Annotated in this window: 16 protein-coding genes; 10 read left to right on the top strand and 6 right to left on the bottom strand. The window is 56.0% G+C overall.

All coding sequences use genetic code 11. The features are described from left to right. Positions 1–987, top strand: a 987-nt coding sequence (locus tag BG52_RS12375) for a FecCD family ABC transporter permease (protein WP_036667379.1), incomplete at its 5' end; no start/stop codon positions are given. A gap of 106 nt (positions 988–1,093) precedes the next feature. On the opposite strand, the gene BG52_RS12370 is transcribed toward BG52_RS12375, so the two are convergent. Then, complete coding sequence (locus BG52_RS12370; RefSeq protein WP_036583626.1) at positions 1,094–1,426, bottom strand: hypothetical protein; 333 nt, start codon at positions 1,424–1,426, stop codon at positions 1,094–1,096. A gap of 127 nt (positions 1,427–1,553) precedes the next feature. Between BG52_RS12370 and msrA the strand changes: the two genes are divergently transcribed. Both msrA and BG52_RS12360 read left to right on the top strand, forming a co-directional pair. Further along, positions 1,554–2,498: a peptide-methionine (S)-S-oxide reductase MsrA gene (msrA, locus tag BG52_RS12365; RefSeq protein ID WP_190287538.1), complete on the top strand. Its 945-nt coding sequence runs from the start codon at positions 1,554–1,556 to the stop codon at positions 2,496–2,498. Positions 2,499–2,650: 152 nt separating this feature from the next. Beyond that, positions 2,651–4,297 (top strand): ATP-binding protein, encoded by a 1,647-nt coding sequence (locus BG52_RS12360; RefSeq protein WP_081793867.1) that lies wholly within the window; start codon positions 2,651–2,653, stop codon positions 4,295–4,297. A 112-nt stretch (positions 4,298–4,409) separates the two neighbouring features. Here the strand turns inward: BG52_RS12360 and BG52_RS12355 are convergent, their stop codons facing one another. From BG52_RS12355 to BG52_RS12340, 4 genes are read right to left on the bottom strand one after another with little or no spacing between them, the layout of a single operon-like run. After that, positions 4,410–5,375, bottom strand: coding sequence for a type I phosphomannose isomerase catalytic subunit (locus BG52_RS12355; protein ID WP_036583621.1), 966 nt, complete (start codon positions 5,373–5,375; stop codon positions 4,410–4,412). Then, positions 5,372–5,767: a VOC family protein gene (locus BG52_RS12350; protein WP_036583619.1), complete on the bottom strand. Its 396-nt coding sequence runs from the start codon at positions 5,765–5,767 to the stop codon at positions 5,372–5,374. Before BG52_RS12350 ends, BG52_RS12355 begins: the two co-directional genes overlap by 4 nt. Before the next feature lie 21 nt (positions 5,768–5,788). Then, entirely contained in the window at positions 5,789–6,379 is a 591-nt protein-coding gene (locus BG52_RS12345; RefSeq protein ID WP_036583617.1) for a tRNA 5-(aminomethyl)-2-thiouridylate-methyltransferase MnmM, read from the bottom strand. Next, complete coding sequence (locus tag BG52_RS12340) at positions 6,379–7,440, bottom strand: tRNA modification radical SAM protein MnmL/YtqA (protein WP_081793865.1); 1,062 nt, start codon at positions 7,438–7,440, stop codon at positions 6,379–6,381. The genes BG52_RS12345 and BG52_RS12340 overlap by 1 nt, the downstream gene beginning before the upstream one ends. Before the next feature lie 284 nt (positions 7,441–7,724). Between BG52_RS12340 and BG52_RS12335 the strand changes: the two genes are divergently transcribed. Together BG52_RS12335 and trmB are read left to right on the top strand one after the other, a co-directional pair. Further along, the gene (locus tag BG52_RS12335; protein ID WP_036583615.1) at positions 7,725–7,916 is read left to right on the top strand and encodes a hypothetical protein; all 192 of its coding nucleotides are present in this window, start codon (positions 7,725–7,727) and stop codon (positions 7,914–7,916) included. A 105-nt stretch (positions 7,917–8,021) separates the two neighbouring features. Beyond that, positions 8,022–8,768 (top strand): tRNA (guanosine(46)-N7)-methyltransferase TrmB, encoded by a 747-nt coding sequence (trmB, locus tag BG52_RS12330; RefSeq protein WP_036583611.1) that lies wholly within the window; start codon positions 8,022–8,024, stop codon positions 8,766–8,768. Here the strand turns inward: trmB and BG52_RS12325 are convergent. Then, positions 8,765–9,352 carry a phosphatase PAP2 family protein gene (locus BG52_RS12325; RefSeq protein ID WP_223299007.1) on the bottom strand — a complete coding sequence of 196 codons (588 nt, stop codon included), beginning with the start codon at positions 9,350–9,352 and terminating at the stop codon, positions 8,765–8,767. The two genes, trmB and BG52_RS12325, sit on opposite strands and share 4 nt — an antisense overlap. A 626-nt stretch (positions 9,353–9,978) precedes the next feature. Between BG52_RS12325 and BG52_RS12320 the strand changes: the two genes are divergently transcribed. The 5 genes from BG52_RS12320 to BG52_RS12300 all read left to right on the top strand — a co-directional run bounded on the left by BG52_RS12320 (position 9,979) and on the right by BG52_RS12300 (position 13,258). After that, complete coding sequence (locus BG52_RS12320; protein ID WP_036583609.1) at positions 9,979–11,217, top strand: glycosyltransferase family 2 protein; 1,239 nt, start codon at positions 9,979–9,981, stop codon at positions 11,215–11,217. 294 nt (positions 11,218–11,511) lie between these two features. Then, the gene (gene infC / locus BG52_RS12315) at positions 11,512–12,009 is read left to right on the top strand and encodes a translation initiation factor IF-3 (protein WP_036583606.1); all 498 of its coding nucleotides are present in this window, start codon (positions 11,512–11,514) and stop codon (positions 12,007–12,009) included. Positions 12,010–12,066: 57 nt separating this feature from the next. Continuing rightward, on the top strand, positions 12,067–12,270 hold the full coding sequence (gene rpmI, locus BG52_RS12310; RefSeq protein WP_036583604.1) for a 50S ribosomal protein L35: 204 nt from the start codon (positions 12,067–12,069) through the stop codon (positions 12,268–12,270). Between the two features lie 55 nt (positions 12,271–12,325). Next, the gene (gene rplT, locus BG52_RS12305; RefSeq protein WP_036583602.1) at positions 12,326–12,685 is read left to right on the top strand and encodes a 50S ribosomal protein L20; all 360 of its coding nucleotides are present in this window, start codon (positions 12,326–12,328) and stop codon (positions 12,683–12,685) included. 270 nt (positions 12,686–12,955) lie between these two features. Beyond that, positions 12,956–13,258: a hypothetical protein gene (locus BG52_RS12300; protein ID WP_036583599.1), complete on the top strand. Its 303-nt coding sequence runs from the start codon at positions 12,956–12,958 to the stop codon at positions 13,256–13,258. The last annotated feature ends 19 nt before the right edge of the window (positions 13,259–13,277 follow it).

The following is a 13,277-nucleotide window of genomic DNA, read 5'->3' as shown; positions in this document are numbered from 1 at the left end:
TCGGTCGTTGTCATGGCTGCTGCCGCCGTTCTGATTGTGATTACGGCGATCGTAAGCCTGAACACGGGCTTCATTCGGCTTTCGCCGGTTGACGTACTGCGAACGCTGCTCGGGACAGGCACGGATCAGCAGTCTCTGATCCTGTTCGAATTCCGCCTCCCGCGCATCGTTCTCTCGATTCTGGCGGGAGCGGGACTTGCCCTGGCGGGCTGCATATTGCAGAGCGTTTCCCGCAATGCGCTCGCCGACCCGGGCATTCTCGGCATTAATGCCGGCGCAGGACTTATGGTCGTGCTGGTCGTCGCCTATTTCCCAGGCAATGAGTCAATCTCCGTGTATGCTTTGCCGCTGCTCGCTTTTGCCGGTGCGGGCGCTGCCGCTGCCGTTATTTTTGCGCTTTCCTACATAAGGGGAAAAGGGCTTTCCACGACCCAGCTCATCTTGTCGGGCGTCGGCGTTTCCGCCGGAATCAGCGCGGCTATGCTGGTGCTTACGATCCGGCTGGACCCCAATGAATATCAATTCGCCGCCCTGTGGCTGGCGGGCACGATATGGGGGACAAGCTGGACCTTCGTTAAAGCGCTGCTGCCGTGGCTGGCAGTGCTTGCTCCGCTTCTGTTCATCAAAGCCTGTACGTTGGATGTGCTCACGACAAGCGATGAAACGGCGATCGGCCTGGGGGCGCGCCTGTCCCGCGAGCGTTTGATCGTGCTCGGCTCGGCGGTCGCGCTGGCCGGAGCCTGTGTCGCATTGGGCGGCAACATTGCCTTCATCGGACTGATCGCGCCGCACTTGGCGAGACGGCTTGTCGGCCCAAGGCATGGCGCGCTGCTGCCGGTGTCGGCGCTGCTCGGCGGCCTGCTGCTTGTCGCGGCCGACACGCTCGGCCGTTCGCTGCTGCAGCCTGAAGAAATTCCGACAGGCATCGTGGTGGCGGTTATCGGCACCCCGTATTTCATTTATTTGCTGGTCAGGATGAGAACATAATCTACGATGGTGAAGCTCCGGCTTTCTTCCCGATAAAACAAGACACCGGAGCTATGTCCGGTGTCTTGTTCGATTGCAAGCTTATCAACTTGTTTATCGGCTGCTCTCACGCATGAGCCAGCATGCTCCGAATCGCCATCTGGTGGCGTTTGGGTGCCGGAAGCACCTTCGAATCCGGTCCTTTGTCGCCGAAATAAAGCCGGTCGTGCTCGATTGAGCTGATTTTTTTCACATTGACGTAGCAGTCGGCCCCGATCCGGTAAAAAGTGGGATCCGCCGTCAGCCGCCCAATCTGCTCCGCGGTCATTCTTCTCTTCATATTATAGTTGCGACCGTGGAAGCAAACCAGGCCCGGCGCCCCGAGCTTGAAAAAAAGGACATCCTGTTCGATCTCCAACTGTTCGTACGGATTACGAACCTCCAGCGCTACACTCATCATTCGCAGCCCCCCATAGAAATGATTTGTTAGCGCTTACATCATATCACCTTTTGCAGATGAATGAAAGAATAATTTATAATGAAGACGGAGTGAACAAACGATCGAACTTGTGAATGGAGGAAACAGGATGACGGAATTGGCGACCTTTGCCGGGGGATGCTTCTGGTGCATGGTAACCCCGTTCGACCGAATGCCCGGGGTGACGAAGGTGACATCGGGGTATACGGGCGGGCATGTGGAAAATCCGACCTACGAGCAGGTTTGTTCGGAAATGACCGGCCATGCGGAAGCGGTCCAAATCGAATTCGATCCTCGTGTTATTTCTTATGAGAAGCTGCTCGGTGTTTTCTGGCAGCAGATTGATCCGACCGATAGCGAGGGTCAGTTTTTTGATAAAGGCCAATCGTACCGCACGGCTGTTTTTTATCATTCCGATGAACAAAAGCTGGCGGCGCAGGCATCCAAAGCCGCCTTGCAGGCAAGCGGGCGGTTCGATAAGCCGATCGTGACCGCTATCGTTCCGGCGGGCCCATTCTACGAGGCCGAGGAGTATCACCAGGATTACTACAAGAAAAATGCGCTGCGCTACAAAATGTACAGGAAAGGCTCCGGGCGGGATGCGTTTATCCGGAATCACTGGGGGATGAGAAAGGACGAGACGACACTCAGACAGAGATTAACGCCGCTTCAATATGAGGTTACGCAAAACAATGCAACGGAGCCGCCGTTTCGGAACGAATATTGGGACCATAAGGGTGAAGGCCTATATGTTGATATCGTGTCCGGGGAGCCGCTGTTCAGCTCGAAGGACAAATTTGATTCGAGCTGCGGATGGCCCAGCTTTACGAAGCCGCTGGCGGATGCAGCCGTGAAGGAAGAGACAGATCTGACCCACGGGATGGTGCGCACCGAGGTCCGCAGCGGCCAGGGCGATTCTCATCTCGGGCATGTGTTTAATGACGGGCCGGGACCGGATGGCCTCCGGTACTGCATCAACTCGGCTGCCATCCGGTTCATAGCGAAAGAGGATCTGGAGAAAGAAGGATATCGGGAATATCTTTCTATTTTTTAATCGGCAAAAGAGGTCGAATCCAAAAAAGGAGAGGCCTCTTTTGTCGTTTTTTGGCTGTAATTGTTGACAGGAATGAACCGTCAGACCCGCCTCATGCTCCGACACCGTGTGATAAAATAAAGGATGCAGGCACTACTCGGTGAGGGGGGAACATGATGGGGCGTATTCAAGGAACCTACCATATGCAAACCGCGTGGATGGTACTGGGCTCGGTTGCGGTGGGGATGGGCGTATGGTCGATGCATTTTATCGGCATGCTGGCGTATCGGCTGCCGGTCCCGGTTCGCTACGACCTGTCTATGCTGCTGCTCTCCATGCTGCTTCCGACGTTGGCTGCGCTGGCCGCATTCGGCATTATCTCCAAGGCTGCCCCTACAAGGGCGCAATTGTGGGCCGGCGGCGTGTTCATGGCAATAGCCATTGCTGCTATGCATGATGTCGGTATGGCGGCGATAAGCTTTCAATTGGAGCAAGTTTCAGCGGCCCGCATGTATCAGTGGATGGTTCCCGGAAATCTCAATGAGTGGATGCTGGCTTACTGGATCAGCGCGGTCTCGATGCTCATGCTGTTGCTGGTCGTATCGGGACAAATGTTCGACAAGCGGATTGCCATGCAAATCGCGGAGCGGAATAAATATCGCTATGATTCGATTTTCGAGCATAACCCGGACATGGTCTGCCTGTTCGACGTGGCGGGCAGGCTTGTTCGCGCGAATCCCGCCGCAGAGCGCGTGACCGGTTTTCCCGGCGCGCTGCTGGCCGGCGAGACGTTCATGCGTCTGCTGCGGAAGCGCGACGCCGTGTGCATTCGTCGAGGCTTCCGGGCAGCGCTTCTCGGAATGTCGGAAACGGTCGAGTTTACGATCCGGCACCGGGATGGCCGCATCCTCCATTTAAGCACAACGATCGTGCCATGGGAGGCAGGCGGCAAGGTGCATGATATTTATACCGTATCCAAGGACATCACGAAGCGCAAGGCGGCGGAGCTGGCTTTATTGCAGGCTAAGCGGGAAGCGGAGGAAGCGCTGCGCGTGAAGGGCGATTTTCTGGCGGTCATGAGTCATGAAATCAGGACGCCGCTGAACGGCGTCCTCGGCATGAGCGATATTTTGCTGGAAACGGAGCTCACGGAGGAGCAGCGCGATTACGTTCATATTATCAGCAAAAGCGGTAACGCTCTGCTTTCTGTCATGAACGACATCCTCGACTTTTCCAAGCTGGAATCGGGTAAGATGCAGATGCTTGCCCGGCCCTTCTGCTTGCAGGAGGTGTTGAACGACACGGTCGATATGTTTATGGCGCAAACAATGCAAAAAAAGCTTCAAATCGGCCAGAACATCGACCCGGCTGTGCCCGGCGAGCTGGTCGGGGATGAGACGCGCATCCGGCAAATCCTGATCAATCTGGTCAGTAATGCCGTCAAATTTACGGATCATGGCAGCATCTGGATTGAGGTCGATCGGGCGCCGTCCGGGCAGCCGCCTGTCGCGGAAAGCTTCACCGCGCTCCGCTTCAAGGTCAGGGATACCGGAATCGGTATGACGGCGAATGAGATGAGCCGGCTGTTCCAGCCTTTCTACCAGACGGATTCGACGCTTGGAAGAGTAGCGGGGGGAACCGGACTCGGGCTGGCCATCTGCAAAAATCTCGTCGAATTGATGGGGGGATCGATCCGCGTCAGCTCCACACCGGGTGTCGGCACGACGTTTGCCTTTATTCTGCCGCTTGAGCGGCATGTTTACGAGAACCGGTTTGTCTGGCACAGAGCGGACAGGGCCGGAGAGGAACTCGCAAAATAAGGTTAGCAATAAAAACGTCACGCCGGGTATGAGGCGAAGGTCGCGTTCATGCCGCAGTGTGACGTTTTTCGGTATAAGTGCAATCGACATTCGTGAAGATAGGGCTTTGTTCTCAGGCTACGACGCTGCGGATGACCGTCAGCTTGCCGTCCAGCTCATAATGGCCGAGGCTGGCAGGGAGCAGGAAGCATTCGCCGGATTTGACGCGTTGTTCGCCGCCGTCCCACTTCAAGTTGCCCTCGCCCTCCGCTATGACGAGAATGACGAAGCTTTCCGGCGAGGTGGACAGCCCGAAACGGCCGTCAATCAGCCCTTTGTCGACGAAAAAATACGGCGATTCCGCAATCGTCAGCCATTCGCCGGGCTGGACGCCGTCCGTTTTCATCCGGCCAGCGCCCGAGCCGTTATACGCGATGACATTGAGAGAGTCCTCGATATGAAGCTCGCGGAGGTTGCCGTCCAGGCCGGGGCGGTTATAATCGTAGAGCCGATAGGTGGTGTCGGAGTTCTGCTGAATTTCGGCCACGACGACGCCGGCGAGCAGGGCATGTACCGTACCGGCCGGTATATAGAAAGCGTCGCCCGCTTCGACGGGAACCTCCTGAAGCATATCCATGATCCGGCCTTTCTCAATGGCGTCGGCCAGCGTGCGGCGGTCGACGCCGTCCTTCAGGCCAAAGATGATTTTGGCGTCGGGCTTGGCGTCCAACACATACCACATTTCGGTTTTGCCGAGCTCGCCGGGCGGCAGTCCTTCGTAATCATCCGTCGGATGCACCTGGACCGACAGATCGTCATTGCAGTCGAGCAGCTTGATAAGCAAAGGGAAGCGGCCGTTCCGCTGCGAAAAGCCGTTGCTGCCGAAAAATTCCCTGCCGTAAGCTTCGCGGATTTCGTCAAGTCCTTTGCCGGCCAACTCGCCGTTCATGACTTTTGTCGTGCCGTTTGGATGATCCCCGATCATCCAGCCTTCTCCGATCGAGCCTTCAGGAAGCTCCAGGCCGAACCGTTCAAGCGCGCGTCCTCCCCAAATACGGTCTTTCATTTCCGGTTTGAATTGCAGCGGGTACGGTTTCATGCCATCTTGCCCGGTTCGAAAAGCTCCAGCAGTTCTCCGTCGGGACCGTAAAAAAAGAAATAGCGGGTGCCGTCCGGCAGTGTCGTAATCTCGCTGTCGCGCAGCGGAACCTCCAAGGAACGAATCCGCTCCACTTCTGCGTCGAGCCCGTCGACCGTGAAGGCGATGTGATGCACTTTGCCTTCCGCCGGAAGCTCCGCGCTATAGCCCTCGATAAGCTCAAGCACCGTTTCGTCCGCTCCCGGAAAAGCGAGAAACGCGAGGCGGATAACGCCGTTCGTATGCGTCATCGTTCTCTGATGCTTCATACCCAGCGTTTCGGTGTAGAAGCTCACCGATCTTTCGATTTCCTTCACCATCAAGCCGACATGCTCGATTTTTTTGACAGCCATACGGAATCGCTCCTTCAACCGTTATTTTTTCTCGATCGCAATTAAATAAGGCGCCGCCTTCTTTTGCGCCATCCGATAAGTCACCGTCTGGGCGAGAGTCGTCGGCTGGCGTTCCGCCCATTGTGCGGCTGCGCCCGCTTCCTCGTCGCCGCCCGCATGGCCCGGATAGGCGACGATCGTCATAATGCCGCGCGGCTGCAGAAGCTCCAACGCCGCGTCCAACGCCGCAAGCGTCGAGGCTGTGCGGGTGATGACGCTGCGCGCGACCGCCGATTCGCTTCCCGGCAGATAACCGAGATTGAACATAACCGCCGACACGCACCCGTGACTCTCCACAGGTATGCGTTCTTTCATGCGCTCGTGGCTTTCCAGCCATAGCGTCAGACGCGGCATCCGGCCGGAACTGCATTCGCTGGAGACACGCTGCTTTGTGGCTTCCAGCGCGGCCTGCTGGATATCGAAGCCGTATACGGTGCCTTTAGGGCCGACGGTTCTGGCTAGAAAGGCGGTGTCGATGCCGTTGCCTACCGTCGCATCGACCGCGGTGGCGCCGGGTGAGAGCCGCTCGCCGACCATGCGATGCGCCATGGAGAGCACGGAGAGGAAGCCCATCAGTCCCGGTTCCATAGGCGGCCTTGCCATGTGCCGCGGGCTTTCAGCTCGGCGTCGATCGCATTGAGAACTTCCCATTTCTTCAGGCTCCACATCGGTCCGATCAGCAGGTCTCGGGGAGCGTCGCCGGTCAGCCGGTGGACGATCATCTCCGGCGGCAGCAGCTCCAGGGTGTCAACGACGAGCTTGACGTACTCGTCCCGCTCCAGGAAGCGAAGCAGGCCCGCCTCGTACTGGCGCACCATCGGGGTTTTGCGCATCAGGTGCAGCAGGTGGATTTTGATGCCTTGCACGTCCATGGCGGCAACCGCCTTGCCGGTCTCCAGCATCATCCCGTGTGTTTCCTGCGGCAGGCCGTAGATGATGTGGGCGCAGACGCGGATACCATTTGCGCGCAGTCTTTTGACCGCATCCAGATAGCACGCGGTGTCATGGGCCCGGTTAATAAGCTCCGACGTCGACTCGTGTACCGTCTGGAGCCCCATCTCCACCCACAGGTACGTCCGCTCGTTCAGCTCGGCGAGGTAGTCGACGACATCGTCGGGCAGACAGTCCGGCCGGGTCGCGATCGACAGGCCGACGACGCCGGGCTGCTGCAGAATGGTCTCATAGTATTCGCGCAGCTCCTCGACCGGCGCATACGTGTTCGTATACGCCTGGAAGTAGCCGATATAGGAGGCGTTGGGCCATTTCTGGTGCTGGAGATCGCGGATTTTATGGAACTGCACGACAAGGTCGTCCCGGCGGCTGCCCGCAAAATCGCCCGAGCCCCGCGCGCTGCAGAACGTGCAGCCGCCTTTGGCGATCGATCCGTCCCGGTTCGGGCAGGTGAAGCCCGCATCCAGCATCACTTTGAACACTTTGCCGCCGAACTGGCGCCGCATCTCATGGTTCCACGTGTGGAACCGTTTGTCGCTCCACAGTAGCGGCGGCTCGGCGTCGTCCTTACCGGGAGCCTGCAGCACCGCCGCGGTGCATTCCGCTGATGAGTCCGTTATAGATACCGCCGCCGCGGGCCGGGCTTGCGCCCCGCCCCGGCCTGACGGAAGAAGGATAGACATGGTTCAGTGCTCCTTTGCGGCGCGTGAGGCCGCCCTTGATCCTCATTATTATATCGGAAAAGGGTACGGGTGCCAACTTGTCAGGCATGCCATTCGGAAATGGCTGGTCGGGTTTATTTATTTTGCGGGAAAGCGCTTTTAGGCTTGAAACACCTTACACCATATGTTATATTGAAAGTGTGAGAAATCAATAAAAAAACCTTACATGTATACTTTTTCACAGTTGGATTTTAGCCGATTGATTTCCGGTCATAAGCCTACTAATTATCATGAGGTGATGCGTAATGAATTCGGTGAAAATTCCGCAAGGCGATACGTTGGTTAAGGTGGAGTTGACCGTAAGAGAGCTGATGGCTTTAACCGGCGTCCGTTTCCATGAGAATCACAAAGTGGAAGTAGAAGCACGCAAGAAGCTGAACGAGGTGCTTGAGGATACTTACCATATCGAGAAGGAAGCTCCACAGCTTCTGAATTGATGGCGCGGCCGGATCCCAGCGATCCGGCCTTTTCTTATCGAACCTTTACATTCGCTCCGATCTTGGGCACAATAGTGTCTAGCTTATAATGGAGGACGAATGACTATGCGTTTACGTGGGAGAAAAGGCATCCGGGAAGAGCTTGAACGCCAGCCGGATATGATCGTGCTTGACGCGGTGCCGCATAAAGGGAACTGGCGGTCTTTTTTCGGCAACGACTGGCCGATTCACGTCGAGCTTGGCATGGGCAAGGGCAAATTCATCAGTGAAATGAGCGGCCGCAACCCGGACATCAATTATATCGGTGTCGACATGTACGACGAGCTGATCCGCCGGGCGGGCGAGAAGGCCAAGGCCGTCTGGGAGCCGAAGGGCTATGACCGGCCGCCGAATCTGGCATTGCTGCGCGCCAACATTGAGGGAATCGAAACGATGTTCGAGCCCGGAGAGATCGAGCGGATTTATTTGAATTTCAGCGATCCGTGGCCGAAAAGCAAGCACGCTCGGCGGCGGTTGACGCACCCGCGTTTTTTGGCGAAATATGCGGAGCTGCTGAACGCGAAGGGTGAAATCCATTTCAAGACGGACTCGCAATCGCTGTTCGAATTTTCGCTCAACAGCTTCGCCGACATGGAAATTCCGCTGCGCAGCATTGCGCTCGACTTGCACAAGGAGCGCCTGCGCGACGATCTCGTACTGACCGAGTACGAGGCGAAGTTCGTCGGCAAGGGCAAAAACATTTTCCGGCTGGAAGCTGTCATCGGGGAGGAGGCGCTAGCCGCCCACCGCCAAGCAAAAAAGGCCGCGCTCGCCGATAAGGGCAAGACCGCGGCCGACAGGCTGAACGATTAGATCTGCAGCCAGCCGATGAACGATACGCCGAAGGCGGTGAGCGATCCAAGCAATCCGCCCGCGATGACGTCCGAGGGATAATGCAATCCCAGATACATGCGCGACCAGGCGACGGACATGCCGAAGACGATAACGAACGGCAGTAAGAGAGGAATCAGTTCAGCTTTCGCCATAAATAATGGCATCATCCAGGCAAAGAAAGCCGTTGTGTGGCCCGATGGAAACGAGGGGTCCACCAGCGGCTTTCGTCCTATATTGACCTTCTCCAGCGCCTGATAAGGGCGGAGACGTTTGAAATTGCGTTTTACGATGGCGACCGGAATGTGGCTCAGCGCCACCGCGACGAGGCTTTGCCAGCCTGCGGTGCTCCACGGCTGCGGCGCAAACAGTCCGAGCAGCATGGAAGTGGCGAGCGTGAACGTCGCGCCGCCCATATGCGTCACAAGGCCGAGCCAGCGTCCCAGCCACATGTTGATCGAAGCGTTAAGAGAGCGGCGGTTTGCCCAAAACAGCATCCGATGCTCGCCCACATGCAGCCAGCGGCGGATTCGTTCCATGATCATCCCTCCGTCGTTTTTATTCATGGATACCTCCCCAGCATATCGCCTGTTGTGATCAGGATGTTATCGCTTGGAAAACAAAAAGCGACCTTTATTAGCATCTTACCACACTAGCCGCATTCAGTACCGCCGTTTTACAAATAGCATGAGTTGGCAATGCTGTTACGGAGTCTGCCGAACCCAACAATTATGCCGCCTCATCGATCGTTCAATAATTTGTCACATGGATAGGCAACGAAGCTGGCTTATAAATCGTCTATAGAGGGAAAGGAATAAAAACCGGGCTTTGAGCGTATATCGCCAAGGGCGGGATGTTTCGGGTCCTGGAAGGATACGTTAAGCTTAAGGATCAGGTGTTTCGGACGCCGGGGGGGCGAAAAAGCGCGCTGCGGTCCAAATTTGTTTTTTAACCGGGATGCGCGGGCATAAACCTGCTCCTTGCGGCTTCATGCTGTTCCTTCGGCTGCAATCCGACTTTTGACAAATGACTGTAATCCATGGAAAATGAAAAACGCTTATGGTTTGCCAAGAAAAACAGTCGAGTCGTTGTGCCGCAGGCGCCGTAACGAACAAAGAGAATCCGGCGCCGTCGTAAAAGCTTGTACAGAGAGAGTATGAAAAAAAGGGGTCTTAAGGGGGCACAATTAAATATGTTTAACAGTTTGCTGATTTTTGCGCAAATCGCAGTGGCGGTTATCGGTGTGTATCAGTTCGTGATCTCGGTGTTCGGCGTCATGAAACGCAAACAGCGGAAAATGCATGCGCCGAGCAAGTCGTTTGCCGTTCTGGTCGCCGCGCACAATGAAGAACAGGTGGTCGGCGCGCTGCTGGAAAACCTGAAAAAACTCGATTATCCGAAAGAGCTGTTTGATATATTCGTCATTTGCGACAACTGCTCGGACGGCACAGCCGACGTCGTACGCAGCTACGGCGTTCAGGCATGCGAGCGGCAGAATCCGCATTTGCGCGGCAAGGGGCATGCGATCGAGTGGATGCTCAAAGAGCTGTGGGCCATGCCCAAGTCGTACGATGCGGTTGTGATGTTCGACGCCGACAATCTGGTCAACCCGGATTTTCTTATTCACATGAACAACGATCTGTGCGAAGGACATAAGGTCGTGCAGGCTTATCTCGATACAAAAAACCCGGACGATTCTTGGGTTACGGCCGCTTACGGCATTACCTATTGGTTCTGCAACCGTCTGTGGCAGCAATCCCGTACGAATCTCGGCATGGCGAACTTCCTCGGCGGAACGGGCATGTGCTTCGAGTCCGGCCTGCTCAAGGAAATGGGCTGGGGCGCGACAAGCCTCGTCGAGGACCTGGAGTTTACGATGCGCTGCATCCAGCGCGGCGTTCACCCTGTGCTGAACTACGATGCGAAGGTGTACGACGAGAAGCCGATTACGTTCCAGGCGTCCGCCCGCCAAAGGCTGCGCTGGATGCAGGGGCACTTCAACGTCGCCCGCCGTTACTTTTTCCCGCTTCTGTGGCAGAGCATCAAGGAGCGCAAGTTCGTCAAGTTCGACGCGGCGCTTTACTCCGTCACGGTGTATAACGTGTTGCTCGGATTTTTGCTCAGCGTCATGATGTGGACGGACAACATCATACCGGCCGGCAATGTGTTTGTCTCGATTTACGAGTATTTGCCGGCTTGGGTCGTCGGGGTGTCGTTGTTTTTCGGCATCATCCAGTTTCCGGCCGCGCTTGCGCTTGAGCGGGTCAAGAACTGGAAAATGTATGCCCATCTGCTTACGCTGCCTTTCTTCCTGCTCTCGTGGTGGCCGATTACGTTCTATGCCTTTTTTACGCAGAACAACAAGCAGTGGAGCCACACGAAGCATACGCGCGTACTCCGGCTGGAGGAAGTGCAGAGCAAGCAGGTGTAGTCTTGCGTTGACACCGCATCATGCGCGTGGTATATTAACTGTCAGTGTTTGTTGAATAGCTTTTAGCGCAAGAAGAAGCACCCGCTTCTCACCTGTCCGGTAGTGCCGGCCGGTTCGCTGTCATTCGGAAAGGCCGTCTGCTCCATAATTGGACAGCGAATGCCTTGATGATCGATTACGGAATGCGGGTCCAGTGACCCGCATTTTTTGTTGTTTGGAAGCGGGTGTCGGCTGTGAATAGACAAATAGCAAACCATTTGGCGGAGGTGGAGGATTATTAGCAGAGAGCATCAGATCAACGATGAGATCCGGGCGAGAGAGGTTCGCCTGGTAGGTCCCGAGGGTGAGCAGATCGGCATCAAGCCGATTCGCGAAGCTATGCAGATGGCGATTGACGCCAATATGGACCTGGTCAACGTGGCGCCGACGGCGAAGCCGCCGGTATGCCGGATCATGGACTACGGCAAATTCCGTTACGAGCAGCAGAAGAAAGAAAAGGAAGCCCGCAAGAACCAGAAGATCGTCGACCTGAAGGAAGTATGGTTCCGTGCCAACATCGAGGAACACGACTATCAGGTGAAATTTAAGAACGTCGTCAAGTTTTTGGGCGAAGGCGACAAGGTGAAGGCTTCCGTCCGTTTCCGCGGACGCGAAATCACGCACGCCGCTATCGGTCAGCGCATTTTGGACCGCCTGCAGAAGGAAGTGGCGGACATTTGCGTCGTGGAGCGCATGCCGAAGCTGGAAGGCCGGAGCATGATCATGATTCTGGCGCCGAAGAACAACAACTAGGCGCTGGGCGGTAACGAGCACCACTAATTATGTAATGAAGATGGAGGAAACAATCCCATGCCAAAGATGAAAACACACAGCAGCTTGAAAGACCGTTTCAAAATTACCGGAACCGGTAAAGTGATGCGCTACAAAGCTTACAAGAACCACCTTCTTTCCGGCAAATCCGGCCGCCAGAAGCGCGTGCTGAACAACCAGCCGCTCATGGCTTCCGGCGACGTGGCCCGTCTGAAACAGGGTCTGTCCCAAATTAAGGGGTAATCAACGGCTTAAACGATAAATCAATTATTAGCAGATACCACAGGAGGTTTTATTCATGGCAAGAGTGAAAGGCGGATTCGTCCGCACGCGTCGTCGCAAACGGATTTTGAAGCTCGCAAAGGGCTATTTCGGTTCCAAACACAGACTGTTTAAAACGGCAAAAGAGCAAGTGATGAAGTCGCTGCTCTACGCATACCGCGATCGCCGTCAAAAGAAGCGCGATTTCCGCAAGCTGTGGATCACGCGGATCAATGCGGCAGCTCGCCAGAACGGCCTGTCCTACAGCAAATTCATGTACGGCCTGAAGCTGGCCGGCGTGGAAGTGAACCGCAAAATGCTGGCTGATCTTGCGGTCAATGATTCGAATGCCTTCAACTCGCTTGCAGGCATCGCCAAACAAAAAATCAACGCCTAGGATATGCCGGCCGCAAGGCCGCATTCATCCGGGGTTTCAAGGCCGCCCGCAAGGGCGGTTTTTTGTTTTCTGCCTCCTTCGGCTAACCGGTCCGCGTTTGGACGGCGCATGCTGGCGGCCAAGCGTGAACCGGGAGTAGAAGAAGGGATTTTTCGCATGTCCTCCCGATACTCGCACCGCCGCCCTTTTCCCGACCGCCATGGACAATGATACAGGATGCGTGAGCCTTGTATGAATAGCATGGAGGAGAACGGATAAAGGAGGGAAAGTATGCAAGGCGTAACGATGGGGCAAGTGCGCAAGCTGGTCGGGAAACAAGTGTATGCGGTCCACAAGGATGGAGCGGTCATCTCGGGTAAACTGATCCGTACCCGCTCCGGCAAACTGTTCGTGAAGCCGGGAGGAAAAGGCAAAGCGCAGACAAAGGCGATTCTGCCTTTGGTTCTGTTCGATTTACTGGCGATCGGCGCCGCTCCTTACGGCTATGGTTACGGCGGCGGTTACGGCGGCGGTTATTACGGCCCGTACGGCGGCGGAGTTTATCCTTACGGAGGCGGCGGTTTCTGGTTCTGATCCGCCTGGGCCGAGCGTC

Origin of the sequence: Paenibacillus darwinianus (assembly GCF_000598065.1) — a bacterium.
In the GTDB taxonomy this organism is placed as follows: domain Bacteria; phylum Bacillota; class Bacilli; order Paenibacillales; family Paenibacillaceae; genus Paenibacillus_I; species Paenibacillus_I darwinianus.
This window is presented reverse-complemented; position numbering and strand designations above follow the sequence as displayed.